The organism is Pseudogemmobacter sp. TB195, assembly GCF_058313095.1.
This window is the reverse complement of record NZ_JBZEGG010000011.1, coordinates 132,585-157,954: the sequence shown is the minus strand read 5'-3', so window position 1 is coordinate 157,954 and position 25,370 is coordinate 132,585. Positions and strand designations below refer to the sequence as shown.

General features: G+C 63.9%; 27 protein-coding genes. 7 read left to right on the top strand and 20 right to left on the bottom strand.

The window, feature by feature from the left end:
- Positions 1-143: 143 nt before the first annotated feature.
- A complete protein-coding gene (locus tag AC4FS3_RS13170) occupies positions 144-914 on the bottom strand; it encodes an IclR family transcriptional regulator (RefSeq protein WP_283178546.1) in 771 nt (256 codons plus the stop codon).
- Between the two features lie 144 nt (positions 915-1,058).
- Here AC4FS3_RS13170 and AC4FS3_RS13165 point away from each other — a divergent pair, with 144 nt between their 5' ends.
- A complete protein-coding gene (locus AC4FS3_RS13165; RefSeq protein ID WP_491020952.1) occupies positions 1,059-2,159 on the top strand; it encodes a lactonase family protein in 1,101 nt (366 codons plus the stop codon).
- Positions 2,160-2,329: 170 nt separating this feature from the next.
- On the opposite strand, the gene AC4FS3_RS13160 is transcribed toward AC4FS3_RS13165, so the two are convergent.
- From AC4FS3_RS13160 to AC4FS3_RS13105, 12 genes are all read right to left on the bottom strand, one after another.
- Positions 2,330-3,169, bottom strand: coding sequence for a fumarylacetoacetate hydrolase family protein (locus AC4FS3_RS13160; protein ID WP_491020951.1), 840 nt, complete (start codon positions 3,167-3,169; stop codon positions 2,330-2,332).
- Positions 3,170-3,183: 14 nt separating this feature from the next.
- Entirely contained in the window at positions 3,184-3,924 is a 741-nt protein-coding gene (locus tag AC4FS3_RS13155) for an SDR family oxidoreductase (RefSeq protein WP_491020950.1), read from the bottom strand.
- Between the two features lie 8 nt (positions 3,925-3,932).
- Positions 3,933-5,147, bottom strand: a complete 1,215-nt coding sequence (locus AC4FS3_RS13150) for a UxaA family hydrolase (RefSeq protein WP_491020949.1) — start codon at positions 5,145-5,147, stop codon at positions 3,933-3,935.
- Entirely contained in the window at positions 5,144-5,473 is a 330-nt protein-coding gene (locus AC4FS3_RS13145; RefSeq protein WP_171909523.1) for a UxaA family hydrolase, read from the bottom strand. The genes AC4FS3_RS13150 and AC4FS3_RS13145 overlap by 4 nt, the downstream gene beginning before the upstream one ends.
- The gene (locus AC4FS3_RS13140) at positions 5,470-5,916 is read right to left on the bottom strand and encodes a MaoC family dehydratase (protein ID WP_491020948.1); all 447 of its coding nucleotides are present in this window, start codon (positions 5,914-5,916) and stop codon (positions 5,470-5,472) included. Before AC4FS3_RS13140 ends, AC4FS3_RS13145 begins: the two co-directional genes overlap by 4 nt.
- Positions 5,909-6,964 carry a Gfo/Idh/MocA family protein gene (locus AC4FS3_RS13135; protein WP_491020947.1) on the bottom strand — a complete coding sequence of 352 codons (1,056 nt, stop codon included), beginning with the start codon at positions 6,962-6,964 and terminating at the stop codon, positions 5,909-5,911. The genes AC4FS3_RS13140 and AC4FS3_RS13135 overlap by 8 nt, the downstream gene beginning before the upstream one ends.
- Complete coding sequence (locus AC4FS3_RS13130) at positions 6,957-7,286, bottom strand: L-rhamnose mutarotase (protein ID WP_491020946.1); 330 nt, start codon at positions 7,284-7,286, stop codon at positions 6,957-6,959. The genes AC4FS3_RS13135 and AC4FS3_RS13130 overlap by 8 nt, the downstream gene beginning before the upstream one ends.
- Entirely contained in the window at positions 7,283-8,401 is a 1,119-nt protein-coding gene (locus AC4FS3_RS13125) for a mandelate racemase/muconate lactonizing enzyme family protein (protein WP_491020945.1), read from the bottom strand. The genes AC4FS3_RS13130 and AC4FS3_RS13125 overlap by 4 nt, the downstream gene beginning before the upstream one ends.
- A 3-nt stretch (positions 8,402-8,404) precedes the next feature.
- Positions 8,405-9,490 (bottom strand): ABC transporter ATP-binding protein, encoded by a 1,086-nt coding sequence (locus AC4FS3_RS13120; RefSeq protein WP_491020944.1) that lies wholly within the window; start codon positions 9,488-9,490, stop codon positions 8,405-8,407.
- A 3-nt stretch (positions 9,491-9,493) separates the two neighbouring features.
- The gene (locus AC4FS3_RS13115) at positions 9,494-10,360 is read right to left on the bottom strand and encodes a carbohydrate ABC transporter permease (protein ID WP_283178557.1); all 867 of its coding nucleotides are present in this window, start codon (positions 10,358-10,360) and stop codon (positions 9,494-9,496) included.
- Position 10,361: 1 nt separating this feature from the next.
- Positions 10,362-11,258 carry a carbohydrate ABC transporter permease gene (locus AC4FS3_RS13110; protein ID WP_092898800.1) on the bottom strand — a complete coding sequence of 299 codons (897 nt, stop codon included), beginning with the start codon at positions 11,256-11,258 and terminating at the stop codon, positions 10,362-10,364.
- A gap of 88 nt (positions 11,259-11,346) precedes the next feature.
- Positions 11,347-12,657, bottom strand: a complete 1,311-nt coding sequence (locus AC4FS3_RS13105) for an ABC transporter substrate-binding protein (RefSeq protein ID WP_491020943.1) — start codon at positions 12,655-12,657, stop codon at positions 11,347-11,349.
- 186 nt (positions 12,658-12,843) lie between these two features.
- On the opposite strand from AC4FS3_RS13105, the gene AC4FS3_RS13100 reads away from it, so the two are divergent.
- Together AC4FS3_RS13100 and AC4FS3_RS13095 are read left to right on the top strand one after the other, a co-directional pair.
- Positions 12,844-13,686: an amidohydrolase family protein gene (locus AC4FS3_RS13100; RefSeq protein ID WP_491020942.1), complete on the top strand. Its 843-nt coding sequence runs from the start codon at positions 12,844-12,846 to the stop codon at positions 13,684-13,686.
- A gap of 184 nt (positions 13,687-13,870) precedes the next feature.
- Positions 13,871-14,416, top strand: a complete 546-nt coding sequence (locus tag AC4FS3_RS13095; protein WP_491020941.1) for a GNAT family N-acetyltransferase — start codon at positions 13,871-13,873, stop codon at positions 14,414-14,416.
- Positions 14,417-14,535: 119 nt separating this feature from the next.
- On the opposite strand, the gene dhbA is transcribed toward AC4FS3_RS13095, so the two are convergent.
- The 6 genes from dhbA to AC4FS3_RS13065 are packed head-to-tail and all read right to left on the bottom strand — an operon-like array spanning position 14,536 to position 20,050.
- Positions 14,536-15,297 carry a 2,3-dihydro-2,3-dihydroxybenzoate dehydrogenase gene (gene dhbA / locus AC4FS3_RS13090; protein WP_491020940.1) on the bottom strand — a complete coding sequence of 254 codons (762 nt, stop codon included), beginning with the start codon at positions 15,295-15,297 and terminating at the stop codon, positions 14,536-14,538.
- Position 15,298: 1 nt separating this feature from the next.
- On the bottom strand, positions 15,299-15,952 hold the full coding sequence (locus AC4FS3_RS13085; protein ID WP_491020939.1) for an isochorismatase family protein: 654 nt from the start codon (positions 15,950-15,952) through the stop codon (positions 15,299-15,301).
- Between the two features lie 3 nt (positions 15,953-15,955).
- Positions 15,956-17,140 (bottom strand): isochorismate synthase, encoded by a 1,185-nt coding sequence (locus AC4FS3_RS13080; protein WP_491020938.1) that lies wholly within the window; start codon positions 17,138-17,140, stop codon positions 15,956-15,958.
- 14 nt (positions 17,141-17,154) lie between these two features.
- Positions 17,155-17,337 carry a hypothetical protein gene (locus AC4FS3_RS13075; protein ID WP_491020937.1) on the bottom strand — a complete coding sequence of 61 codons (183 nt, stop codon included), beginning with the start codon at positions 17,335-17,337 and terminating at the stop codon, positions 17,155-17,157.
- Positions 17,334-18,899, bottom strand: coding sequence for a DHA2 family efflux MFS transporter permease subunit (locus AC4FS3_RS13070; RefSeq protein WP_491020936.1), 1,566 nt, complete (start codon positions 18,897-18,899; stop codon positions 17,334-17,336). The genes AC4FS3_RS13075 and AC4FS3_RS13070 overlap by 4 nt, the downstream gene beginning before the upstream one ends.
- On the bottom strand, positions 18,899-20,050 hold the full coding sequence (locus AC4FS3_RS13065; RefSeq protein ID WP_491020935.1) for an HlyD family secretion protein: 1,152 nt from the start codon (positions 20,048-20,050) through the stop codon (positions 18,899-18,901). The genes AC4FS3_RS13070 and AC4FS3_RS13065 overlap by 1 nt, the downstream gene beginning before the upstream one ends.
- A gap of 116 nt (positions 20,051-20,166) precedes the next feature.
- On the opposite strand from AC4FS3_RS13065, the gene AC4FS3_RS13060 reads away from it, so the two are divergent.
- From AC4FS3_RS13060 to AC4FS3_RS13050, 3 genes are all read left to right on the top strand, one after another.
- On the top strand, positions 20,167-20,868 hold the full coding sequence (locus AC4FS3_RS13060; RefSeq protein WP_491020934.1) for a TetR/AcrR family transcriptional regulator: 702 nt from the start codon (positions 20,167-20,169) through the stop codon (positions 20,866-20,868).
- Positions 20,869-21,152: 284 nt separating this feature from the next.
- Positions 21,153-22,670, top strand: coding sequence for an aldehyde dehydrogenase (NADP(+)) (locus AC4FS3_RS13055; RefSeq protein ID WP_491020933.1), 1,518 nt, complete (start codon positions 21,153-21,155; stop codon positions 22,668-22,670).
- A 144-nt stretch (positions 22,671-22,814) separates the two neighbouring features.
- The gene (locus AC4FS3_RS13050; RefSeq protein ID WP_491020932.1) at positions 22,815-23,504 is read left to right on the top strand and encodes a class I SAM-dependent methyltransferase; all 690 of its coding nucleotides are present in this window, start codon (positions 22,815-22,817) and stop codon (positions 23,502-23,504) included.
- A gap of 7 nt (positions 23,505-23,511) precedes the next feature.
- Here the strand turns inward: AC4FS3_RS13050 and AC4FS3_RS13045 are convergent, their stop codons facing one another.
- Complete coding sequence (locus AC4FS3_RS13045) at positions 23,512-24,633, bottom strand: NADH:flavin oxidoreductase (RefSeq protein WP_491020931.1); 1,122 nt, start codon at positions 24,631-24,633, stop codon at positions 23,512-23,514.
- A 168-nt stretch (positions 24,634-24,801) separates the two neighbouring features.
- Here AC4FS3_RS13045 and AC4FS3_RS13040 point away from each other — a divergent pair, with 168 nt between their 5' ends.
- Positions 24,802-25,365: a TetR/AcrR family transcriptional regulator gene (locus AC4FS3_RS13040; RefSeq protein ID WP_491020930.1), complete on the top strand. Its 564-nt coding sequence runs from the start codon at positions 24,802-24,804 to the stop codon at positions 25,363-25,365.
- Positions 25,366-25,370 lie beyond the last annotated feature (5 nt).

Here is a 25,370-nt window from a genome sequence, read left to right as displayed (position 1 = left end):
TCTGACTGCACCGCTCCGGCGTCACTTTGCTCTATGAGGGCTAAGGCGGGGCGTAAAAAATTAACCGCCGCCCCCGGGGCCGATGCTGCAGGCCATCAGGGCCGTCCGTCCTTATGTTTTTGCCCGGTCAGATGGGATAGCGGTCAGTCCGCCGCCTCGCCCGGGCTGGAAATCTCGCGACAGGTTTCCACGAGGATCCGCAAAACGCGGTCGCGATCAGGCGCATTCGGGTTTTCCAGCCGCCGCACGAAGGGACAGGTCAGCACCGCCTGCACCGCACCATTGGCGCCGAGGATCGGCACCGAAAGGTTGGCCACGGCCGGGGTCTGCTGGCTTTCCATCGACTCATAGCCCTGACGGCGCACATCTTTGAGCCGCTCTTCCAGCCCGGGCGGCGCAACCTCATAGGGCATAGGCTCGTGCTCCTCATACATCAGCGCCTTTTCCTCGGGCGAGGCGAAGGCAAGGAACACATGCCCCGAGCCGGAATTCACCAGCCCGATCTGCGCGCCGACCCGGATGGTGACACCCCAATAGCCCGGCGCCTCGACCTGAGCGATGATCACCAGATCGCCACGGTCATATTTCACCAGATGACAGGCCTGCTCTGCCACATTGGTAAAACGCCGCATCGCCGGCATGGCCTGCGCGATCAGCCGACGGATCTGCGGGCGCTGATGGGCGATCAGGAAAAGCTTCATCGTCAGCTGATAACTGTCGCCATGGCGCGAGACATAGCCCCTGCGCGCCAGCCGGTCGAGCATCCGGTAAAGCTCGGTCGGGGACCGCCCGAGCGCGGTGGCGATGTCTTTCAGCGTCATCCCCTCTTCGCGTGCCGCCAGCAGTTCGATCATGTCGAGCCCCTTGTCCAGCGCCGGCGCCCGGTAGCGGCCCTCGTCTTCAATGTCACTCATGGTTTTACCTGTGAAATCCTGCACTGCGATGCTACGAATTGACGCGAAGAGGTCAACGGGGTTTACTGACAACATAAGATTTTAAATATGGAATACGCCCGCGCAGGAACCAGCGCGAGGCCGTATTTCAAAGGGAGGAAAGAAATGGCCGCGAAACTGCTTCTGGTCATCGGCACCCTGAACCGCGAGACCCCCTATTTTCAGGGCGCGCGCGGTGACGGGCTCCATGTCTTTGCCTTTGACGAATCACTGCTGACCTTCGCGCCGCGCGCGCATTTCCCTGGGATCGACAATCCGACCTTCCTTTCGGTCACGCCGGACGGGCGCCATATCTATGCCAGTTCCGAAGTGGCCGAATGGCGCGAGGGGCTGGTCACCGCGCTGCGCTATGACCACAGGGACCAGCGCCTGACTTACCTGAACACCCAGCCAGGCCTTGGCAGCATCACCGCCCATAGCCTGATCTCGCGCGATGGCAGGCGGCTTTACGTGGTGAATTATACCGTGGGAGAAGGCGGACCAGACCAGTCGCTGGTGGTGTTCGACATCTGCGAGGATGGCAGCCTCTCGCCGGCGGTGGGTACTGCGGCGCATGTGGGTCAGGGCCCGGACCCTGCCCGCCAGGAACGCGCGCATGCCCATAGCGTAGCCGAAACCGCCGACGGACAGCTGATCGTCGCCGATCTGGGAATGGACGCGCTCGTGAGCTACCGGATCGACGCGGCTGGCAGACCGGAGCGACTGTCGCTCACCCCCACCCGCCCAGGCTCCGGCCCAAGACATATGGCGCTGAGCCCCTGTGGTCATTTCCTCTTTGTAATCAATGAACTCGACTCCTCGATCACCTCATACCACCGGGATGACGCCACGGGCGCGCTCTCTGAAACAGACCACCGCCATACGGTTCCGGATGACGCCCTGGCAGGCAATCACTGCTCGGATATCCGGATTTCCTCAGATGGCCGCTTTCTCTATGGCGCCAATCGCGGGCATGACAGCATCGTACAGATCGGGGTCGATCCGGCAACGGGCAGGTTCGGGTCACGACATCTGGTAAGCTGCGGCGGCTCCACACCCCGAAATATCGCGCTGACGCCTTCGGAGCTACATCTCCTCGTCGCCAATCAGAATTCCGACCGGGTGAGCGTGCTGAGGCGCGATGGTGAAAGCGGGGCCCTGTCAGACAGCGGCATATATCTTGAGATCGGCACACCCATGTGTCTGAAATTCGCCGCCTCAGGCTGAGGCCGGAGCGGGGGGCTTTCTGCCCCCCGGCGCCTGACGGCGCTCCCCCCGAGGATATTTAGAGACAGAAAATGAGAAACAGGCGCCACTTTGCTATTTTCTGTCTCTAAATATCCTCAGGGGGTGAATGAGCCTGAAAGGCTCAGAGGGGGCGCGAGCGCCCCCTTTTCTTACGCATCGTTCTCGCAGATCTGACGCTGGGTGCCGAGGCCTTCGATCCCCAGTTCCACCACATCCCCCGCCTTCAGATAGCGCGGCGGTTTCATACCAAGGCCAACGCCGGGGGGGGTGCCGGTCGAGATCACATCGCCAGGATGCAGCGTGAAGAACTGCGACAGGTAAGAGACCAGGAACGGGATCTTATAGACCATGGTCGCGGACGAGCCGTCCTGCATGGTCTCGCCATTCACCTTCAGCCACATATGCAGCTTGTCATGGTCTTTGACCTCATCCCGCGTCACCAGCCAGGGGCCGATCGGGCCGAAATTGTCCGAGCTTTTGCCCTTGGACCACTGGCCCGAGCGTTCGATCTGATAGGCGCGCTCCGAGACGTCATTGCAGACGCAGTAGCCTGCGACATGGTCCATCGCATCGGCTTCCGAGACGTATTTCGCGCGTTTGCCGATCACAATCGCAAGCTCGACCTCCCAGTCGGTCTTGTCCGATCCGCGCGGGATCAGGATCGGATCATCTGGCCCACAAATCGCCGAGGTGTATTTCGCGAAGATCACCGGCTCGGGCGGCACCGCCATGCCGCTTTCGGCGGCGTGGTCGGAATAGTTCAGACCGATACAGATGAATTTGCCGGTCTGGCCGACACAGGCGCCAAGGCGCGGATTGCCCGCAACCAGCGGCAGCGTGGCCGGGTCGATCTTTGCCAGCACCGACAGATCCGCCAGCACATCGCCCGCAATATCAGCCACATGGCCGGAGAGGTCGCGCAGCTTCCCGTCCTCGTCAATCAGGCCGGGTTTCTCGGCGCCACGCGCGCCATAACGTACGAGTTTCATAGCAGCTCCTTCGCTCAGGTGGTCCAGCCACCGTCGATGACATGTTCGGTCCCCGTGGTGAAGCCTGCTTCGTCCGAGGCCAGATAGCAGACCAGTGCCGCGATCTCATCGGCCCGGCCCAGCCGCCCCATCGCCTGGCGGCCGATAAAGGCTTTCAGCGCGCCCTCATAATCGCCGGTGGCCTTCAGCCGCTCATGCAGACTGGGGCTGTCGACAGTACCCGGGCAGATCGAATTGCAGCGGATGCCCTGGGCCACGTAATCGGCGGCCACGGCGCGGGTCAGGCCGACCACGGCGGCCTTGGATGCGGAATAGACCGCGCGGTTGACCGGGCCTTTTTTCGGCCCCGCGACCGAGGACATATTGATGATCGAGCCATTCCCCTTCGCGATCATCCCCGGCAGCACGGCGCGGATCATGCGGAATTGCGCTTTCGCGTTCAGGTCAAAGGCGAAATCCCATTCAGCCTCAGTCGCCTCAAGCACGGTGCCGTTATGGACGACGCCCGCGCAGTTGAAGAGGATATCGACCGGCCCGATTTCAGCGACCAGCGCGGTGATCGCGCCCGGGTCAAGCACGTTCAGCACTTTCGCGGTGATCCCCGGCAGACCCGCCAGTTCCGCCACAAGGCCCTCATTCACATCGGTCGCGATAACTTCGGCGCCCTCGGCGGCCATACGTTCGGCGCTGGCGCGGCCGATCCCCTGCCCGGCCGCCGTGATCAGCGCGCGTTTCCCCGCAAGTCTTTGCATCATGTCTCTCCTCAGGCCGCGCCCGGCAGGCAGGCCGGGCCGATGGGCTCAAATGTCTTATAGGTCAGGATGAACTCGCGATGGCCGAGTTCTTCGGATTTCGTCTGTTTCCCCGCCGCCACGGCGACCACGAGGTCACGGATCTCCTGGCCGACTTCGGGGATCGAGCGGACCCCTTCGATAATGTCGCCCGCATTGACATCCATGTCTTCCGCGAGATTGCGATAGGTGTCGGGGTTGGCGCAGATCTTGATCACCGGCGAAATCGCCGAGCCCACGACCGAGCCGCGCCCGGTCACGAACAGCGTCATATGCGCGCCGGATGCGATCATCTCGACGATTTCGGCATTGTCCGAGATATTCGGAAAGCCGAAGCGCACATCGCCATCGGGCACCACATCCATCAGGTAAAGCCCGCCACGGGGCGGCACATCACCGGGTTTGATCAGCCCCGAAATCGGGCTGTCACCGGATTTGACATAGGCGCCGAGCGATTTTTCCTCGATGGTCGAAAGCCCACCCGCCGCGTTACCGGCCGCGAAAGACCCATAGCCCAGCGTGGCGTAATAGCGCTCGGCCTTATGGACGCTTTCGCGCAACAGGTTCCCCAGCTCGGGCGTTATCGCGCGTTCGGCCATGATTTCTTCGCAGCCGATCAACTCGCCGGTTTCCTCGAAGATGCAGGCGGCCCCTTCGGCCACCAGCAGGTCAAAGGCCTTGCCCGCCGCCGGATTGCCGGAAATGCCGGATGTCCCGTCCGAACCACCGCAGACCGTGCCGATGATCAGCTCATCAACCCCCATCCGTACCCGCGGCACTTCGGAAATCTGCGCCAGCGTCTGGCGGATCCAGTCGGCACCCGCCTGGATGGTCGAGCGCGTCCCCCCCGCCCGCTGGATCACCAGCGTCTTTACCGGGCGCCCCGAGGCATCCACCGCATTGGCCGCCCGCACCTTGTCAAAGCTCTCGCATCCCAGAGACACGAACAGCACCGCGCCGACATTCGGATGCGTGCAGAGCTTTTCCATCATCTGCGCGGCATATTCATTCGGGTAGCAGCCGGGGAAACCGATCAGCTGCACCTCGCCTTCATGGGCCGTATTGCGGAACTGATGCACGATTTCCGAGGCGACGAAATGCGCGCATTCCACCAGATAGGCCACGACCAGCGTGTTGCGGATGCCCTTGCGGCCATCCTCGCGCGAAAAGGCCTGAATCTCACTCATAATGACACCCCCGCGCTGCGGCCATCGGCGTCCTGCAACATATGCGTGGGCGTATAGGCCGAGCGGATATTATGGACATGGACATGCTCGCCCGCGCGGATCGCCCCGGTCGCGATGCCGATGGGCATGCCGTATTTCAGGATCACATCACCTGCCGCGATGTCGTGGCGCGCGATCTTATGGGCCATCGGAATCGGGCGGTTGAGGCGGACCTCGCCCCCCTCCAGCGCAACCACCAGCCCCTCGGGCGAATTCGCGCGGGCGACCAGCACATTGTCTTTGCCGGACAAGAGCAGGAACGGCCCGAATGACGATTTTTCAGTCACTTCCGGCACTCCACCATATAGATATGGTCGGCAACCAGCGCGGTCTCGCCGGTTTGTTTGGTGACGATGAGGCGTTCGGTCACGCGGCCAAAACCGGGGCGTTTTTCCATCAGCTCCTTGCCGATGATCTCGACCCTGGAGCGGAGCGTATCGCCGATGAACACGGGTTTCACAAAGCGCATCCGGTCGTAACCATAGGAAAACGCGACCGGGTTGATGATCGTCGCGGTCAGGCCGACGCCGATGGTGAAGACCATCGTGCCATGCGCAATGCGCTGACCAAAGGGCAGTGTCTTGCAGAATTCCGCGTCCAGATGATGCGGGAAGAAATCGCCCGAATGGCCGGCATGAACGACGAAATCGGTCTCGGTGATGGTGCGGCCAACCGTGTCGCGCGCCTCGCCGATCTCGTAATCCTCGTAATATTTCACCTGTTCAAGCATCGGGAGAAGTCCTGATCGGATGCGCCGGAAGGGCGCTGGATTGGTAGGCGGCCTCGACAAGGGCTATTGTGTGCCAGGCATCTTCGGCGCTGCCTTGCAGCTCAGCGTCTTCGCCGGTGGCAAAGCGCATCACCTGCGTGATCCGGCCGACGAAAGCCTCGATAAACCAGTTGCCGATCAACGGGATCTGCCGCCATTCGCCATCTGTGTTGAGCCAGAATTCATCCGGCTCGCCCTTCGGGTAATCGAGATTGACGCCGAGCTTCAGGTAAGCCGCGCCCTTCGTGCCGCAGATGCGGAATTCACAGGCCTGGAACTGGCGGCCGAAGGCGTGGTTATGATTGATTGAGAGGCTCGCGCGGGCGCGTTGCCCGTAATCGAGGATCATCGAGGACCGCGTATTCGACACGGAAGAGGTCGGATGCCCCATGGTTTTCGCGTGAACCCCATCCGGGTTGCCCAGAATATCCCTAACGAAATCAAGATAATGGATCGAATGCAGCAGGATCTCGACCCGGGGCAGATCTTTCAGGAAGGCCCAGAGATGCCAGGGCGTATCCAGCGCGAGCCAGGCGTCGAAATCGACCACCTCGCCCAGAAGTCCCTTCGCGATCGCATCTTTCAGCGCAAGGCTCATCGGCGCGAACCGCAGCTGGAAATTCACCGCCGCCCGGATCTTGCGGACGCGCAGGATCCGGATGATCTCATCGGCTGCAGCAAGGTCAGACCCCATCGGCTTCTGGATCAGCGCCACGGCGCCTTGAGGCAGAGCATTTAACACAGCCGGAATAGCGGCGGGCGGCACCGCAAGGTCATAGACCGCGCCGGTACCGGCCGCGGTCGCCTCGGCCAGCGAACCATAGGCCACAGCCCCCGGCGGCAGGATCGCGCGGGCCTTGTCCGTGTCGGGATCATAGATCCCCGCCACGGTGAAACCGGCCTTTGCATAGGCGGGCAGATGCGCATCAGACACGATAGACCCGGCACCGAAAATCACAATCGGCAGCGCGGTTTTCGGCGGAGTGATGCTCTGGATCAGCTCAGTCATGATGGAAGATTTCCGACATACCGGCCCACCATTCGCCGGGCGCGCGCGTGTCCAGCGGGCGTTGCAGCGGCTTGTTCACCGCCCACCATTTCTGCGTCTCCGGGTCGGCCGCCATCTTCGCCATATCGGCCTCATAATCGGTGCCCGAATATTCGAAATAGGAAAACAACAGGTTCTCGGGCTCTTTCAGGAAGATCGAATAGTTCGAAATGTGACATTCCGAGATCTTCTCCAGCACCGCAGGCCAGACGGCGGCATGGAGGCGCTTATACTCGGCCTTGCCCTCATCCGAGAGGCCGATGACAGAGGCGTAGCGCGTCATGACTGCGCCTCCGTGATGATCAGATGCGAGCCTTCCGTGACCCGGGCCGCAATCGCTTCATGATCCCAGTCAATGCCCAGCCCCGGCGCGACCGGGGCCAGCGCAAGACCGCCTTCGCGCGCCATAGGGGCCGCGATATCGTCGAGCTGCGGGATATATTCCAGCCAGGGCGCGTTGGGCACCGCGCAGACCAGCGACACATGCAGTTCCATCAGGAAATGCGGGCAGATCGCCAGGTTATGCGCTTCGGCCATATGGGCGACCTTGAGCCAGGGCGTGATGCCCCCGATCCGCGCCACATCGGCTTGGACGATGCCACAGGCCCCGGCCTGGATGTAATCGGCGAACTGGCCCGGGGAATATATCGACTCGCCCACCGCAATCGGCACGCGGGACTGACGCGTCAGGCGGGCATGACCCGCGATGTCATCGGCGGGCAGCGGTTCTTCGAACCAGGCGATGTTCAGGCGTTCCAACAGGTCGAGGCGACGCGAGGCTTCGGGCTGGGTCATCGACTGATTGGCATCGGTCATGATCTCGTAATCATCACCAAGCGCGGCGCGCACCGCCTCCAGCCGGGCGGCGTCACCTGCAACCGTGGGTTTGCCGATCTTGATTTTCGATCCGCGGAACCCTGCCTCGCGCATGGCCAGCGCATCATCGACCAGCGCCTGCGGCTCCAGATGCAGCCAGCCGCCCTCTGTCGAATACATCGGCACCGAGGATTTCGCGCCCCCCGCCATCACATGCAGCGGAAGGCCGGTTTTCACGCCGCGCAGATCCCAGAGCGAGGTGTCAATCGCGGCCTGTGCCAGCGCCATGATCGGGCCGACGGCCGTCGCATGGCTGAGGAACAGCAGATCCCGCCAGATCGCCTCGATCATGCCCGCCTCGCGCCCGATCAGCGCGGGCAGGAAGCTGCGCCGCAGCAGTTCCAGCACGGAATGGCCGCCATCGCCGATCGTATAGCTGTAGCCAAGGCCCGACGCGCCATCGGCATCGGTCAGGCGGACGAAAACCGTCTCCTGGCTCTTGAAGGACTGGATCGCATCGGTGCGTTTCACCTTTGGGATCAGGTCAACGATAAAGGCCTCAGCCCGGATGAGTTTCGCCATGGCTCACGCTTTCAGATTAAGGCCGGTGTCAGCATCAAAGAGGTGGCATTTGTCGAGCGCGATGCCAAAGCGCAGCACTTCGCCGGGGACAAGCGGGCGCGGGTTCAGCATCTTGGCCTGGATCTCGCTGCCGGCGAGCTGGGCATAGACAACTGTTTCGGTCCCGAGCGGCTCGGACAGGGTCACTTTCATATCGACATGCGCCATATGGGCGGTGGGGGGCAGCGCGTGCCCCTCGGGCATGATATTGTCGGCGCGGATGCCAAGCTGCACGCGGCGCCCATCCGCCAGTTTCATCCCCGGCGGCAGCGGGATCACTGTGCCATCCGAGAGGCCCAGCTGATCGCCCTTCACCACACCTGACAGCAGGTTCATCGGCGGCGAGCCGATAAAGGTCGCGACGAAGGTGTTGACCGGGTTTTCGAACACATCAAGCGGCGTTCCGACCTGGACGATATGACCATCGCGCATGATCACGATGCGGTCGGCAAGGGTCATCGCCTCGATCTGGTCATGGGTGACATAGATCACCGTCGAGCCGACCTTCTGATGCAGTTTCTTGATCTCGACCCGCATCTGGGTGCGCAGTTTGGCGTCCAGATTGGAGAGCGGCTCGTCAAAGAGGAATACATCCGGGTGGCGCACGATGGCGCGACCCATTGCGACACGCTGGCGCTGGCCACCGGAAAGCGCGCCGGGTTTGCGATCCAGCAAAGGCGTCAGCGCGAGGATTTCAGCCGCCTCATCCACCGCCTTATTGATTTCGGCCTGCGATTTCTTCGCAATTTTCAGCGAAAAGCCGAGATTCTCGCGCACTGTCATATGCGGATAAAGCGCGTAATTCTGGAACACCATCGCGAGGTTGCGCTCGCGCGGGGGCAGGTCGTTGACAACGCGGTCGCCGATCACGATCTCACCGCCGGAAATATCCTCGAGCCCCGCAACCATGCGCAAGGTCGTCGATTTGCCGCAGCCCGAGGGGCCGACGAGGACGACAAACTCGCCCTCAGCGATCGAGAGGTTGATCGAATGCACGACATCCAGCGCGCCATAGCTTTTCTTGACGTTTTTCAGATGGACCTGGGCCATGGCTTATCCTTTCACGCCGCCGAAGGTCAGGCCGGCGATCAGATGTTTCTGAACGAGGAAGGTCAGGATCAGCGCGGGGATGATCATCAGGACCGCAAGGGCGCACATGCCGCCCCAGTTCAGGGTGAATTGCGAGGTGAAGTCGAGAAGGCCGACCGGCATCGTCTTGGACGACACCGACCGCGTCAGCTGCGAGGCCAGGGCATATTCGTTCCAGGAGGTCAGGAAGGCGAAGATGCCGGCGCTTGCGATGCCGGCGCGGGCGACCGGGAACTCCACCTTCCAGAAGGCCTGCCAGCGGGTGCAGCCGTCGATCTCGGCAGCCTCGGCCAGTTCTTTCGGCACCTGGCGGAAGAAGCCGTCGATCAGCCAGATGGTGAAGGGCACATTCATCGCGACATAGACGAGGATCATGCCGAGATGGGTGTCGATCAGCCCGGTCCGGCCGAAGATGATGAACACGGGCAGCGACAGCGCCACGCCGGGCACGGCACGCGTTGCCATCAGCATGACAAAGGTCATGGCCTTGCCTTTGAACCTGTAGCGGGCAAAAGCATAGCCCCCCGCCATCCCGACCAGCAAAGCGATCACGGTCGAGGTGACCGAGATGATCAGAGAATTGGTGAAATAGGTCCAGACCGGGATACCGCCCTGCCCCGCGCCGCCGAACATGGCGCGGTAATGATCAAGGTTCAGCTCATTCGGGATCCAGACCGGCGGTTTCGCCATGATCTCGACCGTCGGGCGGAAAGAGTTCAGCACCACCCAGAGGCCGGGGATGCAGATCACGCACATCGCAAGGAAGAGGCCGATGAAATGGCCGGTCTTCAGCATACGTTTGCGCAGACGGTGTTGCGAGGCGGATGCCATATCAGTCCCCCATGCCCAGCTCACGCCGCGCGCGTTGCAGCTTGAGGAAGAAGTAAACGGTGAAGGCGATGGAAAGGAGGATCGCGATATAGCCCATGGCATTCGCATATCCCATGCGGGCATCGACATAGCCGGTGCGCCCGATCATGGTCCATAACAGCTCGGTCCGTTTGGCGGGGCCGCCGCCGGTCATCACCTGCACGATGTCATAGGCGCGGGCCACATCAAGCGAGCGGATCGCCATGGCGATATAGATGAAGGGCATCAGGAAGGGCAAAGTCACATAGCGAAAGCTCTGCCAGGGCGTGCAGCCATCGACTTTCGCGGCTTCCAGCGGGTCTTGCGGCAGGGCGAAAAGCCCCGCGAGGATCAGGATCGCGAAGACAGAGGTGCTCATCCAGACTTCGGCGCAGATGATCGCGAAGAGCGCCAGATTGCCATCGACCAGCCAGGGGATCGCGGTTGACGCGAGGCCCATGGATTGCAGCGCGTTGTTTACCAACCCGACATTGTCATTGAAGATGAACTTGAACATGAAGCCCACCAGAATGGGCGAGAACATCATCGGGAACATCATCATCGTGCGCAAAGTGCGCTGGCCGCGCCGCACCTTCGCCACCATCAGCGCAAGGCCAAGCCCCAGCAGCATCTCAAGGTTCAGCGCGATGGTCAGCAAAAGGACCGTGCGCCCGAAGGCCTTCCAGAACCCCGGATCAGTCAGCGCCTTCTCATAGTTGAAGGGGAAGTTGATCTTCCACAGCGTCTCGGGACGGGTCAGGTGATAGGGCGTGAAACTGGAATACAGAGACAGCAAAAGCGGCACCAGCACCACCGCCGCCAGGATCAGGAAGGCGGGCATGAGCAGGAGAAGCCAGGGTGGAAGCTTGGCGCGGGTCATGATTTTTCCGGGCTGAGCGTCCCATCGCGGGGACTGTTATAAAATGCGGGCGGCACCCCTCCGGCGCCGCCCGCAAGGAGGGTTCGGATCAGTAGACGCCGTTTTCCTGCATCAGCTCGTCAACCGCATTCGAGGCATCTTCCAGCGCCTGGTCCACGGTCTTGTCGCCAAGGATCGCGGCCTGCAATTCCGGGAAGATCAGGTTGCCGGATTCGATCCAGTAAGGGGTCGGCGGCACCGGGAAAGCGGTCAGCGCGGTTTCCTGGAAGGCGGCGAGCACTTCGGATTTATATGGATCGTCCTTGGCCTGCGCGATCACATACTCCCAGACCGCCGTCCGCGACGGCAGCGGGCCGGGTGCGGATTCCAGCTTCTGGCTGTCTTCATTGGTCAGGAAATCGACCAGCGAGGCGGCTGCGTCTTTGGTCGGGCAGGCCTCGGTGACCGAGAAGCCGTGGAAACCCGACCAGCCGGTGCGAACGCCTGCCGAGCCTTTCGGCGCCGGTGCCACGCCGACATTGCCCGCCACTTTGGACGCGGCCGGATCGTTGAAGAAGCCCGACCAGCCCGGCCAGTCGAGATTCAGCGCGATGGTGCCCGAGGCGAAACCATTGCCCAGATCGTCCCAGAGGTAGTTGGTGGTGCCCGGAGGCACAGCGCCGGCCTTGTAAAGGTCAACGAACCACTGCAGCGCCTCTTTGCCGGCGGGCGAATTGAAGGCGGGCGACATGTCGTCATTGAACATCTTGCCGCCATTGGCGACGACGAGCTCATAGAAGCGGCCATTGATCGCCTCATCCTTGCCAGCATATTGCGTGCCGTAGAAATTCGGCGGATCGGCAAAGAATTCAGCCTGTTCGCGGAACTGGTCCCAGGTTTCGGGCGGGGCGAGATCATAGCCATATTTCGCCTTGAAGGCTTCGGCTTTGGCCGGATCGGCATAGAGCGATTTCTGGTAATAAAGCGCCGAGACATCAAATTGCGCGCGCGGCAGCATCACGAGTTTGCCGTCAATGGTGGCGGCTTTGATATTGCCGGGGACAAAGCCCGCAACCGACTCCGCCGAAACCAGCGGCGTCAGGTCGGTGAAGAGCGCCGGGTATTGCGGCGCAAAAGACGAATGGTTCGACCCCACGCACCAGCCGGTCGTCCCGGCGGCGATATCGGCCTTATATTCTTTATCCAGCTCGAAATGGTTTTTTTGGCTGACGATTTTGACCGTGGCGCCGGTCGCTTTTTCCCAGTCGGCAATGCGGCTGTAAAGCGCCTCATATTGCTGGCCTCCGATCAGCTTGGCCTCGACCGTGACGCCGGCGAATTCGCCCTCGGCCATGGCGGCCGGTGCGAAACCGAAACTTGCGAGCAGCGCCAGTACAGAACCGGCCCCGAATCCCTTCATGGTATCTCCTCCCGTTATGATGTCCCCGGGCCGCCTCCAGCAGCCATGCGATTTCATATTCAGAACATCTTTTCATAGTTAAACGTGACATGCCAGAGTGAGTCAAGTAACACTGTCGCCCGCGCGCCGGATTCCGTCGTATAAAGCGCCCGGGCGCCGCCGCGCGACGCGGAGGAGGAGGAAAAGATGATCTTCGACACCCATCTTCACCTGATGGACCGCAGCCGGCTCAGCTACCCCTGGCTGGCGAGCGCAGCGGCGCTGGACCGCGACTGGAGCTATTCTGAATATGAGACGGTGGCGCGGCGCAGCGGCATCACCGATGTGCTGCATATGGAAGTCGATGTGGCCGAGAATCAGATCGGGGCCGAAACCGCCTTCGTTGCGGAACTGATGGCGCGACCCGACAGCCTGATCCGGGGGGCGATCTCTTCAGCGCGGCCCGAGACCGAGGGGTTCGCCGCCTGGCTCGACGCCCAGGACCGGCGCGTGGTCAGGGGGATCCGCCGCGTATTGCATGTGATGCCCGATGATCTGTCGCAGCAAAGCCTTTTTCGCGAGAATATCCGCCGCCTCGGCCCGGCCGGCCTGCCCTTTGATCTGTGCCTTCTGGCGCGGCAATTGCCGCTGGGCGCGAGCCTCGCCGATGCGGCGCCGGACACCACTTTCATACTCGACCATTGCGGCACCCCCGATATCGCGGGCGGCGCCTTTGCCCCCTGGGCGGCGGCGATCACCGATCTGGCGCAGCGGCCGAATGTGATGATCAAACTCTCGGGCATCACGGCCTATGGCAAGCCAGACTGGAGCCTCGCAACCCTCACCCCCTGGGTCGGTCATGTGCTGGAAACCTTCGGCCCGGCGCGGATGGTCTGGGGGTCGGACAGCCCGGTCTGCACGCTGCAATCGGGGCTGGCGGAATGGGTGGCGGCAAGCCAGGCCCTGCTTGCAGGGCTGAGCGGGGACGAACGCCATGCAATCCTCGCCGGCAATGCGCGACAGATCTGGATGTCAGGCAGCGACACATAGGGCTTCGCTTTTGGGAAACCGACTGCCCTAGCCTTCTGCCCTCCCCTCTGCAACGATCCGTCCCGACAAACAAGACCATCGCCGGAACCCGGGGTCGGGAACGCAGCCCATCTGATTTTGCCCGGTGGCCGTGATCATGTCATTCGGCTATGCCACTGGCATGACCTTAAAGAGCGATGAGCAAATGACTTCCGGCCTTGCCACCAGGACGTTCGACACAAAGCGTTTCACGATGCGGGCGCTTCTGCGCTCCGATACGGCCGCTCTTTACGGGACGCTTTCTGACGAAGCCCAGTGCCGATACATGTCGCAGCCGCATTTCACCTCTCCGGAGGCCCTGGCCGACTGGCTGACAGACAGCGAATGGCCCGGACGGACATGGGTGGCCATAGACAAGACAGATGGCACGCTTGCTGGTCGCTTTGTCGCCTTCCCGGGGCGCGACGCGGGGGTGCTTGAGCTGGGCTATATCACCATAGCAGAGCGTCAGGGGCATGGTGTTGCGACTGAATGCATGACGGCGCTGGTGGATCACCTCTTCTCCGAGGGTGACTATCGCCGCCTCTATGCGGAAATTGACGCGGAAAACCAGGCTTCGGTGCGGCTCATTGAACGCCTCGGCTTCACCCGCGAAGCTTACCTGCGTCAGCACGAAATCACGCACAAAGGCCTGTGCGATCTGCTGATTTACGGGCTGTTGCGTGATGAATGGACGGGCGCGACAGGATAATCCGCGACCTGCCATGGCCTGACCGGGCTTTGCCGCGGTACGGGGCCAAAGCACCCACATACCGGCTTTGCCGTCCGAAACAGAGCCTTGCGCATCGGCGAGAGGCCGGGCCGCAGGTGTCAGGCCTGTTGTGTGGCGCCGCCATCCACATAGAGATCGGCCATGGTGACGTGGCCGGCCTGATCTGACAGCAGGAACATCACCGCATTGGCGACATCGTCAGGCTCGGCGATCTTGCCAAGCGGGATGCCGGGTTTGAACTGCTCCTGGATGCCCGCAATCACCCGGGCCTCGCCGCTTGCATCGGCCCACATACCGGTTTGCATCGGCGTCCGGGTCGAGCCCGGCGCCACAATATTGCAGCGGATCCCAAGCGGCGCGAGCTCCATCCCGAGCGTGCGCATATACATCGTCGCGGCCGCCTTTGACGCAGCATAGGCCGCCATACCGTAACGCGGCACCCCGGCGGCGTTTGAGGAGACCGCGACCAGCGCACCCTCACCCCTTGGCCCCATCACCCGCGCCAGCGCGCGCGTGAGGTGAAACACGCCGTCGGTATTCACGGAAAACACCCGCCGCCAGTCGGCATCTGAGGTCTCGGTCACGAGGCCGGTCGCCAGCACTCCGGCGACCGAAATCCCGAACCGCACCGGGCCGTGTCGCGCCTCGGTTTCAACGACCAGCCGCTCCACCGCCGCAGCATCCGCCACATCAAGCGCGAGACAGCTGAGCCCCGGCTGCGCCGGCAGATCCGGCACCGCGAGATCCGTCGCCACCACCCGCGCCCCGGCATCAAGCAAAAGCTGCACCACCGCGCGGCCAATGCCGCCGCCCGCGCCCGTCACCAGCGCCAGCGCGCCCTCAAACCCCGTGAGCCGCATCCTATGCCCCTTTTCCGGCGGTGATCGCCGCAATCAGCGTCTCAGTGTCCTGCACCACACCACAGCGCCCCGCCACCCATTTCAGGGCCATGTCATGATCCTCACGGCTGAAATCCGCCAGCGCATCGGCGGCCATGAAGGGTTCGATATCGCGCTGGAAGGCTTCGCCGGCGGTCATCATACAGCCGATATGGGCATAAACGCCGCAGATGATCAGCTGGTCCCGCCCCCGGACCCGCATCAGCTGGTCAAGGTTCGAACGCTGAAAGGCCGAATAGCGGTGTTTGACCAGCACGAAATCCGAGGCTTCGGGCGCAAGCTCCGGGATGATCGCCTGATGTTCGGGCTCTGCCGACATGCCCGGGCCCCAGAGATCGGCCTGGAGGCCACGGTCACGGCGATCCTGATTGCCGTCCTGCGCAGTGTAGAAAACCGGAAGACCGGCGGCGCGGGCGGCAGTGGCGAGTTTTGCGATATTGGCGATGGCGGGGGCAATCGGGCTTTCCCCCGGCGCATAGGGGCGCAGGAAATAGCGCTGCATGTCATGGATCAGAAGCGCCGCACGCGCGGGCGCCAGCTGCCAGGGCCCGCGCGAGGGCGGGATCTCCGCGCCTTGCGGCAGTGGATAGGAAGCGATCTGCGGCAGGCCGGCCATGGTTCAGTCCTTAATGGTGATGGCGCCGTCCTGCCCGAAAGCGGCCAGCATTGCCAGGAATTTGGCATGGGTTTCGGCCTCTTCCGCCTCGGGGTCAGAGCCGCGCACGATGCCCGCGCCGGCGTAAAGCCGCGCCTCATTCCCTTCGATCCCGGCGCAGCGCAGCGCAAGATACCAGCAGCCGTCGCCCCCCGCCTCAAGCCAGCCGACCGCGCCGGCATAAAAGCCCCGCGCATAGCCCTCAAGTCCGGGCAGTGCCGCATCGGCCGCCGCGCGTGGCAGGCCGCAAACGGCGGGCGTCGGATGCAGCGCGGCCAGAAGCGTCGCGCAAGGGGTGGAGGCGTCGCGCAGCACGCCCTCGATCCGGGTGCCCAGATGCCACATCCGCGCGGTCGCGCTGAGGCTCACGCCTTCGAGGGCGGCAAGGCGCGCGCAGAAGGGCGCCAGCGTATCCAGCACCATCTCCGCCGCCATCGCATGTTCGCGAAGGTCTTTGTCGGATCGCAAAAGCGCCTCTCCCGCCGCGCGGTCCTGCGCCGGGTCCGCCGCGCGCCGTGCCGATCCCGCCAGCGGATGCGAGGCCACAAGGCTCCCGCGTTTTTCCACAAGCAACTCTGGCGTGGCGCCGATCAGCCGATGCGGCACCCCGGCCTGACGCGGTGGCAGCGGCACCGAGAACAGCGTCGCCAACCCGTCCTGGCGCAGCATCTGCAACAGCAGATCCGGATCATGCGGGCGTTCTGATGTCAGCACCAGACTGCGCGAGAGCACGATTTTCGAGAATTCCCCTTCGTCAATGCGCCTGACCGCCGCCGCGACCGCCTCGCGGTACTGGCGGGGGGAAGGCTCGGCCCGGATCCGCATCACGGCCTGCGGCGCGGCCAGCGCGACCGCCGCCACCGGCATGTCCAGCACCGAACCGGGCTGGAACAGCCAATCCGCCGCCTCGCGGTCATAGGGCACCGCACCGGCCAGCAGCTGCGGCCCGTCATGACCGGCGGCAAAAAACGCCTCCGCGCGCGCAGGCAGGCTCGCCAGCGGCCCCGGCGGCAGATGGCGCCGCGCGGCTCCAAGCGCCATTGTATGGCGCGGGCCGGAAATCAGGAAATCAGGCGTATCACCGGCGGGCGTCGCACCAGCAGAACTGGTCGCGTCACGAATGGCGGCAGGACAGGCGGGGACAGTCATCAGGCGATCTCGCATCAGCTTAGCCGCAACGGGGCGGCGATCCGGATCGCTTGGGCAGCATTTCCGGGGAAAAGCTGCACCTGGCTGACGTCTCTTACGTGTTCCGGCCCGACTTCCGTCGCGCCAAAGCCACAAAATGTCAAGTTTTCGCGCAAGGCGGCCTGCGAGGCTCGCTCAAAGGTGAAGGCGGTGGTCAATGCCCGCCCCCACCACCCCCTCCGGCCCGGGCCGGAGGCCGCATCGCCAGCGCCATGACGGCAAGCCCCATGAAAAGGAAGGTCAGCAGCGTGAAAATGTCGATAAAGGACATGATCGCCGCCTGGCCCGCCACTTTCCCCGCCATCTGCGCCAGCGCAGCATCCGGGCTCAGCCCATTGGCGACAAGGTTCTGGCGCATCATCTCAAGCTGGCGCAACGCCTCGGGATTGGCCCAGTTCACCGCCTCGTCCAGCCGCGCCGTGTGCAGCGCGCGGCGATCCGTCAGGATGGTGTTGATGGTCGCCAGCCCGACCGCGCCGCCCAGGTTGCGCATCAGGTTGTAAAGCCCCGAGGCGGATTTCATCTTGGCCGGCGGCAGCGTGCCAAGCGCCAGGTTGTTGATCGGCACCATGCAGATCATCAGCGAGACGCCGCGCAGCACCTGGGGCCAGAACAGCTCGTTGAAATCCCAGTCGGCGGTCATATGGGTCAGCATCCAGGACGAAGTGCCAAAGCCGATAAAGCCCAGAAGCAGCATGACCCGGAGGTCAATCTTCGACCCGAGGATCCCGGCCAGCGGCGCGGTGAAAAACATCGCGAGCCCCGAGACGAAAACCGTCTCGCCGATCATCAGACTGTCATAGCCCCTGACCGAGGACAGGTAGAGCGGGTAGAGATAGGTCATGCCATAAAGGCCTATGCCCATCACAAAGGAAAACACCGATCCGACCGCGAAATTCGTGTTGGTAAAGGCCGAGAAATCGACCACCGGCTCTTCGCGGGTAAAGGCCCGCCAGAAGGTGGTGACGCCGCCGACAACCATGACCACGAAGAGGATCGCGACCGCCTCATCCTGGAACCAGTCATTGTTCGGTCCTTCCTCCAGCACATATTCCATCGCGCCAAGGAAGGCGGCCAGCGCCACCAGCCCGGTCCAGTCGAATTTCTGGAACAAAGACCAGTCGGGCTCGTCGAAATCCACGAGCGCCAGTACCCCAAGCGTCACCGCGATGCCCGCAGGGACATTGACGAGGAACAGCCAGTGCCAGGACAAAGCATGGCTCAGATAGCCGCCCACGGTCGGGCCAACGGTCGGCGCGAGCGTCGCCACCAGACCGATCATCGGCGAGACGATGTTGCGCTTTGACGGCGGGAAGATGGTGAAGGCCGCCGCAAAGACCGAAGGGATCATGCCGCCGCCCAGGAAGCCCTGAACCGCGCGCCACAGGATCATCTCATTGATCGACCCCGAGGTTGCGCACAGGAAGGAGGCAGCCGTGAACCCTGCCGCCGACAGCGCAAACAGCCAGCGCGTCGACATCATCCGCCCGAGAAAGCCCGAAAGCGGGATCATGATCACTTCGGCGATCAGATAAGAGGTCTGCACCCAGGAGATTTCATCCGAGGATGCCCCCAGCCCCGCCTGGATCTCGGGCAGCGAGGCCGAGACGATCTGGATGTCCAGGATGGCCATGAACATCCCGAAGACCATGACCAGAAACGCCGCGACCCGGCGCGGCGTCATCTCCGGCTCTGCCGGGATTGCGATGGGGGCGGACATCACTCGGCTCCGGCGACTGCGGTTTCCTGCGGCCCGGTGCGGGTGTCGATCGCAATCTCGACCGAAAGCCCGGCACGCAGGCCAGGGGTGCCTTCCGGCAGTTCGATCCGCACCGGCACGCGCTGCACGATCTTGGTGAAATTGCCGGTCGCATTGTTCGCGGGCAGGAGCGAGAACACCGCCCCTGTCGCGGGCGCGAGCGAGACCACGCGGCCTTCCACCTCATGCCCGTCGAGCGCGTCGATGCCGACTTTAACGCTCTGGCCGACGCGGATTCCGGCCAGCTGGGTTTCCTTCAGATTGGCCTCGACATAAAGCCCGTGATCCGGGATCACCGCCGCCAGTTTTGCCCCGGCGCTGACCAGTTCGCCCTGTTTGATCGCGATATTGGCCACGGTGCCGTCAAAGGGCGCGCGCATCACGGTGAAATCCAGATCGCGCTGCACCTGGGCCACGCCCAGTTCCAGCTCGCGCCGGGTCGATGCGGTCTCGGTCCGCTGCGCTTTCAGCACCTCGACCTGGGCTTTCGCACCGGCAATCGCGGCAGTGGCCGACGTCCGGCTGGCCTCGGCGGTCGCCAGCGCCTCATTCGCCTTGTCAAGATCGGCCTGGCTGCTGACCCGGCGTTCCGCGAGGCCGCGCACCCGTTCGGCATTGCTTTTCGCCGCCGTGAGCACGGCGTCTGAGGCCACGCGCTGCGCATCGGCCTGGGTGACGGTACTTTCGGCCGCCTCGATCTGAGCGTCGATCCGGGCGAGCGTCGCGGTCAGCTCGGTCAGCCGGACCTCGGATTGCTCCAGCGAGATGCGGTAATCGCCATCATCAATGCGGAACAGCACATCGCCCATCTTCACATGCTGATTTGAGGCGACCGCGATCTCCGAGACGTAGCCGGTGATCTTGGACGAGATCAGCGAGAGATCGGCCTGGACATAGGCGTCATCTGTCGTGACCATAAAGCGCCCGTTGGTCCACCAGGACCAGCCCTCATAGCCGCCGGCAAGCAATGCGATCAGCGCCAGCCCGCCCAGCACATATTTCTTGCGCCCGCCCTTTGGCGCTGCGGCAGGAGGCGTCGCAGGCAGAACCGGTGCGGGCGCGGCAGGCGCAATTTCCGGCTGATTGATTTCGGGACGTTCGTGACGGGACATGATCGACTCACCCGGCTGAATTTCATTGAACCCAACGGTTCGATGCGCTCAGATAATCCTGTCTTTGGCAAATTTCAATATTCCATCGAACCGCGTGGTTCGATTATATTGTCGCCATGACCAGCCCCACGCCCCCCTCGCCAGCTTCGCCGCCGCCGCGCGCAAAACGCCATGCCGCCGGGACCGATCCGCGCAAACGCGACCAGATCCTCGCGGGCGCCTGGGAAGAGTTCCGCGCCCATGGCTTTGACGCCACCACGATGAATGGCATCTGCCGCGCGGCTGCGGTCTCGAAGGGCACGCTCTATGTCTATTTTCAGGGCAAAGAGGATCTTTTCGTTGCCCTTGTCGAACAGCAGCGCGACCGGCTGACGGGCCAGCTTGGCTTTGCGCTGTCCGGCCCCGGGGATGTCGCGAGCCGCCTGACCGCCTACGCGGTGACGCTGGTGCAGGTGCTGACCTCGGATGAGATGCTGCGCGCCCAGCGGATTGTTGTTGCCGTAGCCGAGCGGATGCCCGATCTGGCACAGCGGTTCTATGATGCGGGCGGGCGGCATGTGCTGGGGCGGCTCGGGCGCTGGCTGGCCGAGGCCACAGCGGCTGGGGTGCTGGACATCCCCGACCCGCCCCGCGCCGCGCAGCAGTTCAGCGAGCTGGCCATGGCCGGGGTCTGGCGCCAGCGTCTGTTCGGCGTCTTGCGCGAACCGCCGGAGCAAAGCGTGATCGACGCCCTCGCCGCAGATGCGGTGCGGGTCTTCCTGGCCGCCTATGCCGGAGCTGCACCGCCCGACAGCTGGGAAGGCGCGCCTGGCTTCTGAGCCGCGCCCCGACCATCCCGCAAGTGGCGCCGCAGCCCAAATCCTGGGATTGTTGGCTTCGAACCAACACCACCGCAATTATGTCGGGGCCAGGGCCGGCAGGCTCACAGGCGCTGCGTCCCTGAGCGCGCCAGCCGCCGGTCAGCGGCGGTCGGGCCAGAGCGGGGCCTGTCATTCTGGCGCCAACTTCTGTATACATAGTGTCGGCAAATAGCGGCGCGACCTGCTCTGGCTCTGGCCGGGGCCAATCCGGGCGCGCCGCTGCGATCTGCAGAGAGGCTGAAATGACGTATACCCCACATGGAAAACATCTGATCGCTGGCGACTGGGTCTCGGGTGCCGGCACCTTCCGTTCGGAACCGGCGCATGGCCCGGCCTTCGATTTCGCACTTGGCACTGTGGCGCTGGTGGAGCGCGCAGCCCAGGCCGCCGAAGAGGCCTTCTGGTCCTATGGCTGGTCCTCGCGCGAAAGCCGTGCGGTGTTTCTTGAAACCATCGCCGATGAGATCGAGGCCCGCGCCGAAGCCATCACCGAAATCGGCGCGTCTGAGACCGGCCTGCCGACGGCCCGCCTCCAGGGCGAGCGCGGCCGCACCACCGGCCAGCTGCGGCTTTTCGCAAGCCATATCCGCCAGGGCGACTATCTCGACCGCCGCCATGATGTGGCTTTGCCCGAGCGTCAGCCGCTGCCGCGCCCCGATCTGCGGCTGATCGAACGGCCGATCGGGCCGGTTGCGGTCTTCGGCGCCTCAAATTTCCCGCTGGCCTTCTCGACGGCCGGTGGCGACACCGCTGCGGCGCTTGCCGCGGGTTGCCCGGTCGTGGTGAAGGGCCATTCCGCCCATCCCGGCACCGGCGAGATCATCGCCGAAGCGATCCACGCCGCCATCGCGAAATGCGGTGTGCATCCGGGCGTCTTCAGCCTGATCCAGGGCGGCAATCGCGAGGTTGGCGCGGCGGTCGTGCAGCATCCGCTGATCAGGGCGGTCGGCTTCACCGGCAGCCTCGCAGGCGGGCGCGCGCTGTTCGATCTTTGCGCACAGCGCCCCGAGCCGATCCCCTTCTTCGGCGAGCTGGGATCCGTCAACCCGATGTTCGTGCTGCCCGAAGCCGCCAAAGCCCGCGCCGAAGCGCTCGGCACCGCCTGGGCGGGGTCGCTCACCATGGGTGCGGGGCAATTCTGCACCAATCCCGGCATCGCCGTGGTGATCGACGGGCCGGATGCCGACCGCCTTGTCGGCGCGATGAAAGAGGCGCTGGCGAAAACCGCCCCGCAGACCATGCTGACCCCCGGCATCGCGAAAGCCTACCGCGATGGCCAGGCCCGGTTCCAGAGCCGCAACACCGTCAAGCCGGTCTATGAAACCGTGTCCGAGGGCCGCGAAGCCTCGCCCAATCTTTACGAGACGCGCGGCGAGCAGTTCCTCGCCGATCACGCGCTGTCGGAAGAGGTCTTCGGCCCGCTGGGTCTGGTGGTGCGGGTTGGCTCGCTTGAGGAAATGCAGCGTCTCGCACGCGGTTTCGAGGGTCAGCTGACCGCGACCGTCCATATGGATGCGGGCGATACCGAAGCGGCGCGCAGCCTCCTGCCGGTGCTGGAGCGCAAGGCCGGCCGCGTGCTGTTCAACGGCTTCCCGACCGGGGTCGAAGTGGCGGATGCCATGGTTCATGGCGGGCCCTACCCGGCCTCGACCAATTTCGGAGCAACTTCTGTCGGCACCCTGTCGATCCGCCGCTTCCTGCGCCCGGTCTCCTGGCAGAACCTTCCCGAGGCGCTGCTGCCCGACGATCTCGGGGCCTGAAAACGCGCCTGGGCCACAGCTGGCCCGCGCTGATATCCGATCCCGGTCCGCCAGCGCGGGCCGGGATCCGCGCGACAGACCAGGGTGCCGCTTGACGCCGATCACCGCGGGACTACGCTGCCCTTACCTTAAGGGGAAACCACTGTGACCAAAGCCGCAAACGATGCCCCCTTCCGGGATCCGGGCCTGACCCGCTCTTACGCAGAGACCACGCCGGGCCGGGTGCCGGGATTTCACGATCTGCACCGGATGGCGCTGATCCTGCTGTCGCAATCGGCGCCGGCCGAGGCGCGTATGCTGATCCTCGGCGCCGGGGGCGGGCTGGAGCTACTGGCCTTTGCCCGTGCCCGCCCGCGCTGGTCCTTTCTGGGTCTTGACCCGTCCGAACCGATGCTGACCGAAGCCGCCGCACTTCTCGGCCCATTGGCCGCACAGGTCGACCTGCAACAGGGCGTCATCACCGACGCGCCCGCCGGTCCCTATGACGGGGCCACATGCCTGCTGGTGCTGCACTTCCTCGATCGGGCAACGCGGCTTGCCACCCTGACCGCGCTGCGCCAGCGGCTGAAACCCGGCGCGGCCCTGATCATCGCGCATCACAGCCACCCCGAAGGCGAAGCGGAGGACTGGCTGACCCGCTCGGCCCTGTTCGCGCAGGGGGATGCAGCCGATCCCGCCCAGGCCGCCGCTTCGGCGCGGGTCATGGCGGAACGGCTGACGCTTCTGACCCAGGCCGAAGAGGAAGCGCTGCTTTGCGAGGCCGGTTTCACCGCCCCCGCTTTGTTTTATGCCGGATTGTCCTTCCGGGGCTGGGTCGCCCGCGCCCCGGAGTAACGCCGCTTCAGACCAGTTCCTTCATCGCTTCGCCCGAGAAGCCCCGAAGATCGTCAAAGCGACCGGCCTCGACCTTGGCCGCCCAGTCCGGATCAGCCAGCAGCACCCGGCCCACGGCGACCAGGTCGAACTCGTCCCGCGCCATCCGCTCCAGCAGATTGCTGATCGGCGCTGCAGCCGAGCCCTGCCCCCGGAAAGCACCGAAGAATTCGGTATCGAGGCCCACGGAGCCGACCGAAATCGTCGCGGCCCCGGTCAGTTTTTTCGCCCAGCCGGCAAAGTTCAGCCCGTTCTCGCCATCAAGTTCGGGGAATTCCGGCACCCAGACCCGGCGCTGCGAGCAATGGAGGATATCCACCCCCGCCTCGACCAGCGGCGCAAGCCAGGCGGTCATTTCATCGGGCGTCGTGGCGAGGCGCGCATCGTAATTTTGCTGTTTCCACTGGCTGACGCGCAGGATCAGCGGGAAGTCGGGGCCGACCGCCGCACGTACCGCCCGCACTGCCTCGGCTGCAAAGCGCGAGCGCTCTGCGATGGTCGCGCCGCCATAGACATCCTCGCGCTTATTGGTGCCGTCCCAGAAGAACTGGTCGATCAGATAGCCATGCGCGCCATGCAGCTCGACCGAGTCAAAGCCCAGCCGTTTCGCATCCGCCGCCGCGCGGGCAAAGGCCGCGACCGTATCGGCGATGTCTTCCTCGGTCATCGCCACACCGCGCGGCTCCTCCGGCCCGACAAGACCCGAGGGGCTTTCAACCGGCGCCTTCGGCTCCCATTTGCCGGCGCGGGTCGATCCGGTATGCCAGATCTGCGGGGCGATCCTGCCGCCCGCGCCATGGACCGCATCCGCCACGCCCTTCCAGCCCGCCAGCGCCGCCTCGCCATGGAAGAACGGGATGCCGTAATGGTTGCGCGAGGCCGGGCGGTCGATCACCGTGCCCTCGGTCAGGATCAGCCCGACATCCCCCGCCGCGCGCCTGCGGTAATATTCGGCATTGGCGGGGCCGGGAATGCCCTCGGGCGCCATGCAACGCGTCATCGGCGCCATCACGATGCGGTTCTTCAGCGACAGGGTCTTCAGCGAAAAGGGGCGAAACAGCGCTTCGGTCGATTGCGGTTCAGAGGTCATCATCGGGTTCCGGATCTGGGGCGCCGCGCCCCTGAGGGGGGATCGGCGAGAGGCTGGGCAGGTTGTCATGGCCGCGTAAGCGGGATATAAACATGACAGCCATCATGTTTGATTATTCATGATGACGGTCATGTATTTTGTCAACCAGGAAACCGGTAAGGGGGGCCAATGAAGGTCAGTCGCGCGCAAATGGCTGAAAACCGGTCCAGAATCCTGGAGGCGGCCTGCCGTATGTTTCAGCAGAAGGGCTTTGACGGCGTGACGCTGGCCGAGGTGATGAAAGCCGCTGGCCTGACCCATGGCGCGTTTTACGGCCATTTCCGGTCAAAAGAGGATCTGATCGCGCAGATCCTGCAGCACCGTTGCGAGAAGATGCGCGAAACGCGGCCCAGCCTCGAAAGCTTTCTCGACAGCTATCTGTCGCCGGGGGTCTGCACCGATCCGACGCGCGGCTGCCATATCCCGGCGCTCGCCCCGGCGCTTGGGCCGGATATGGTGCATCACTCGCCCGAAGCGCGCGCAGCGCTGACGGAAAGCATCCGCGTGCAGATCGACCGGCTGGGCGCCGCCTTCCCTGAAACTGCCCCGGGCGAACAACGCCGCGCCGCGATCAGGACATGGGCCGCGATGGTGGGCGCGCTGTTGCTGGCAAAGGCCAGTGACGACCCCGATCTTGCGACCGAGATCCTGAGTGAGGTGCGGGTGGGAATCGTCTCGGGCAGCACGGCCTGAAAACG

Coding starts and splice junctions, on each gene's coding strand:
- AC4FS3_RS13170 (WP_283178546.1), bottom strand. CDS start 914: ATGAGTGACATTGAAGACGAGGGCCGCTACCGGGCGCCGGCGCTGGAC.
- AC4FS3_RS13165 (WP_491020952.1), top strand. CDS start 1,059: ATGGCCGCGAAACTGCTTCTGGTCATCGGCACCCTGAACCGCGAGACC.
- AC4FS3_RS13160 (WP_491020951.1), bottom strand. CDS start 3,169: ATGAAACTCGTACGTTATGGCGCGCGTGGCGCCGAGAAACCCGGCCTG.
- AC4FS3_RS13155 (WP_491020950.1), bottom strand. CDS start 3,924: ATGATGCAAAGACTTGCGGGGAAACGCGCGCTGATCACGGCGGCCGGG.
- AC4FS3_RS13150 (WP_491020949.1), bottom strand. CDS start 5,147: ATGAGTGAGATTCAGGCCTTTTCGCGCGAGGATGGCCGCAAGGGCATC.
- AC4FS3_RS13140 (WP_491020948.1), bottom strand. CDS start 5,916: ATGCTTGAACAGGTGAAATATTACGAGGATTACGAGATCGGCGAGGCG.
- AC4FS3_RS13135 (WP_491020947.1), bottom strand. CDS start 6,964: ATGACTGAGCTGATCCAGAGCATCACTCCGCCGAAAACCGCGCTGCCG.
- AC4FS3_RS13130 (WP_491020946.1), bottom strand. CDS start 7,286: ATGACGCGCTACGCCTCTGTCATCGGCCTCTCGGATGAGGGCAAGGCC.
- AC4FS3_RS13125 (WP_491020945.1), bottom strand. CDS start 8,401: ATGGCGAAACTCATCCGGGCTGAGGCCTTTATCGTTGACCTGATCCCA.
- AC4FS3_RS13120 (WP_491020944.1), bottom strand. CDS start 9,490: ATGGCCCAGGTCCATCTGAAAAACGTCAAGAAAAGCTATGGCGCGCTG.
- AC4FS3_RS13115 (WP_283178557.1), bottom strand. CDS start 10,360: ATGGCATCCGCCTCGCAACACCGTCTGCGCAAACGTATGCTGAAGACC.
- AC4FS3_RS13110 (WP_092898800.1), bottom strand. CDS start 11,258: ATGACCCGCGCCAAGCTTCCACCCTGGCTTCTCCTGCTCATGCCCGCC.
- AC4FS3_RS13105 (WP_491020943.1), bottom strand. CDS start 12,657: ATGAAGGGATTCGGGGCCGGTTCTGTACTGGCGCTGCTCGCAAGTTTC.
- AC4FS3_RS13100 (WP_491020942.1), top strand. CDS start 12,844: ATGATCTTCGACACCCATCTTCACCTGATGGACCGCAGCCGGCTCAGC.
- AC4FS3_RS13095 (WP_491020941.1), top strand. CDS start 13,871: ATGACTTCCGGCCTTGCCACCAGGACGTTCGACACAAAGCGTTTCACG.
- dhbA (WP_491020940.1), bottom strand. CDS start 15,297: ATGCGGCTCACGGGGTTTGAGGGCGCGCTGGCGCTGGTGACGGGCGCG.
- AC4FS3_RS13085 (WP_491020939.1), bottom strand. CDS start 15,952: ATGGCCGGCCTGCCGCAGATCGCTTCCTATCCACTGCCGCAAGGCGCG.
- AC4FS3_RS13080 (WP_491020938.1), bottom strand. CDS start 17,140: ATGACTGTCCCCGCCTGTCCTGCCGCCATTCGTGACGCGACCAGTTCT.
- AC4FS3_RS13070 (WP_491020936.1), bottom strand. CDS start 18,899: ATGTCCGCCCCCATCGCAATCCCGGCAGAGCCGGAGATGACGCCGCGC.
- AC4FS3_RS13065 (WP_491020935.1), bottom strand. CDS start 20,050: ATGTCCCGTCACGAACGTCCCGAAATCAATCAGCCGGAAATTGCGCCT.
- AC4FS3_RS13060 (WP_491020934.1), top strand. CDS start 20,167: ATGACCAGCCCCACGCCCCCCTCGCCAGCTTCGCCGCCGCCGCGCGCA.
- AC4FS3_RS13055 (WP_491020933.1), top strand. CDS start 21,153: ATGACGTATACCCCACATGGAAAACATCTGATCGCTGGCGACTGGGTC.
- AC4FS3_RS13045 (WP_491020931.1), bottom strand. CDS start 24,633: ATGACCTCTGAACCGCAATCGACCGAAGCGCTGTTTCGCCCCTTTTCG.
- AC4FS3_RS13040 (WP_491020930.1), top strand. CDS start 24,802: ATGAAGGTCAGTCGCGCGCAAATGGCTGAAAACCGGTCCAGAATCCTG.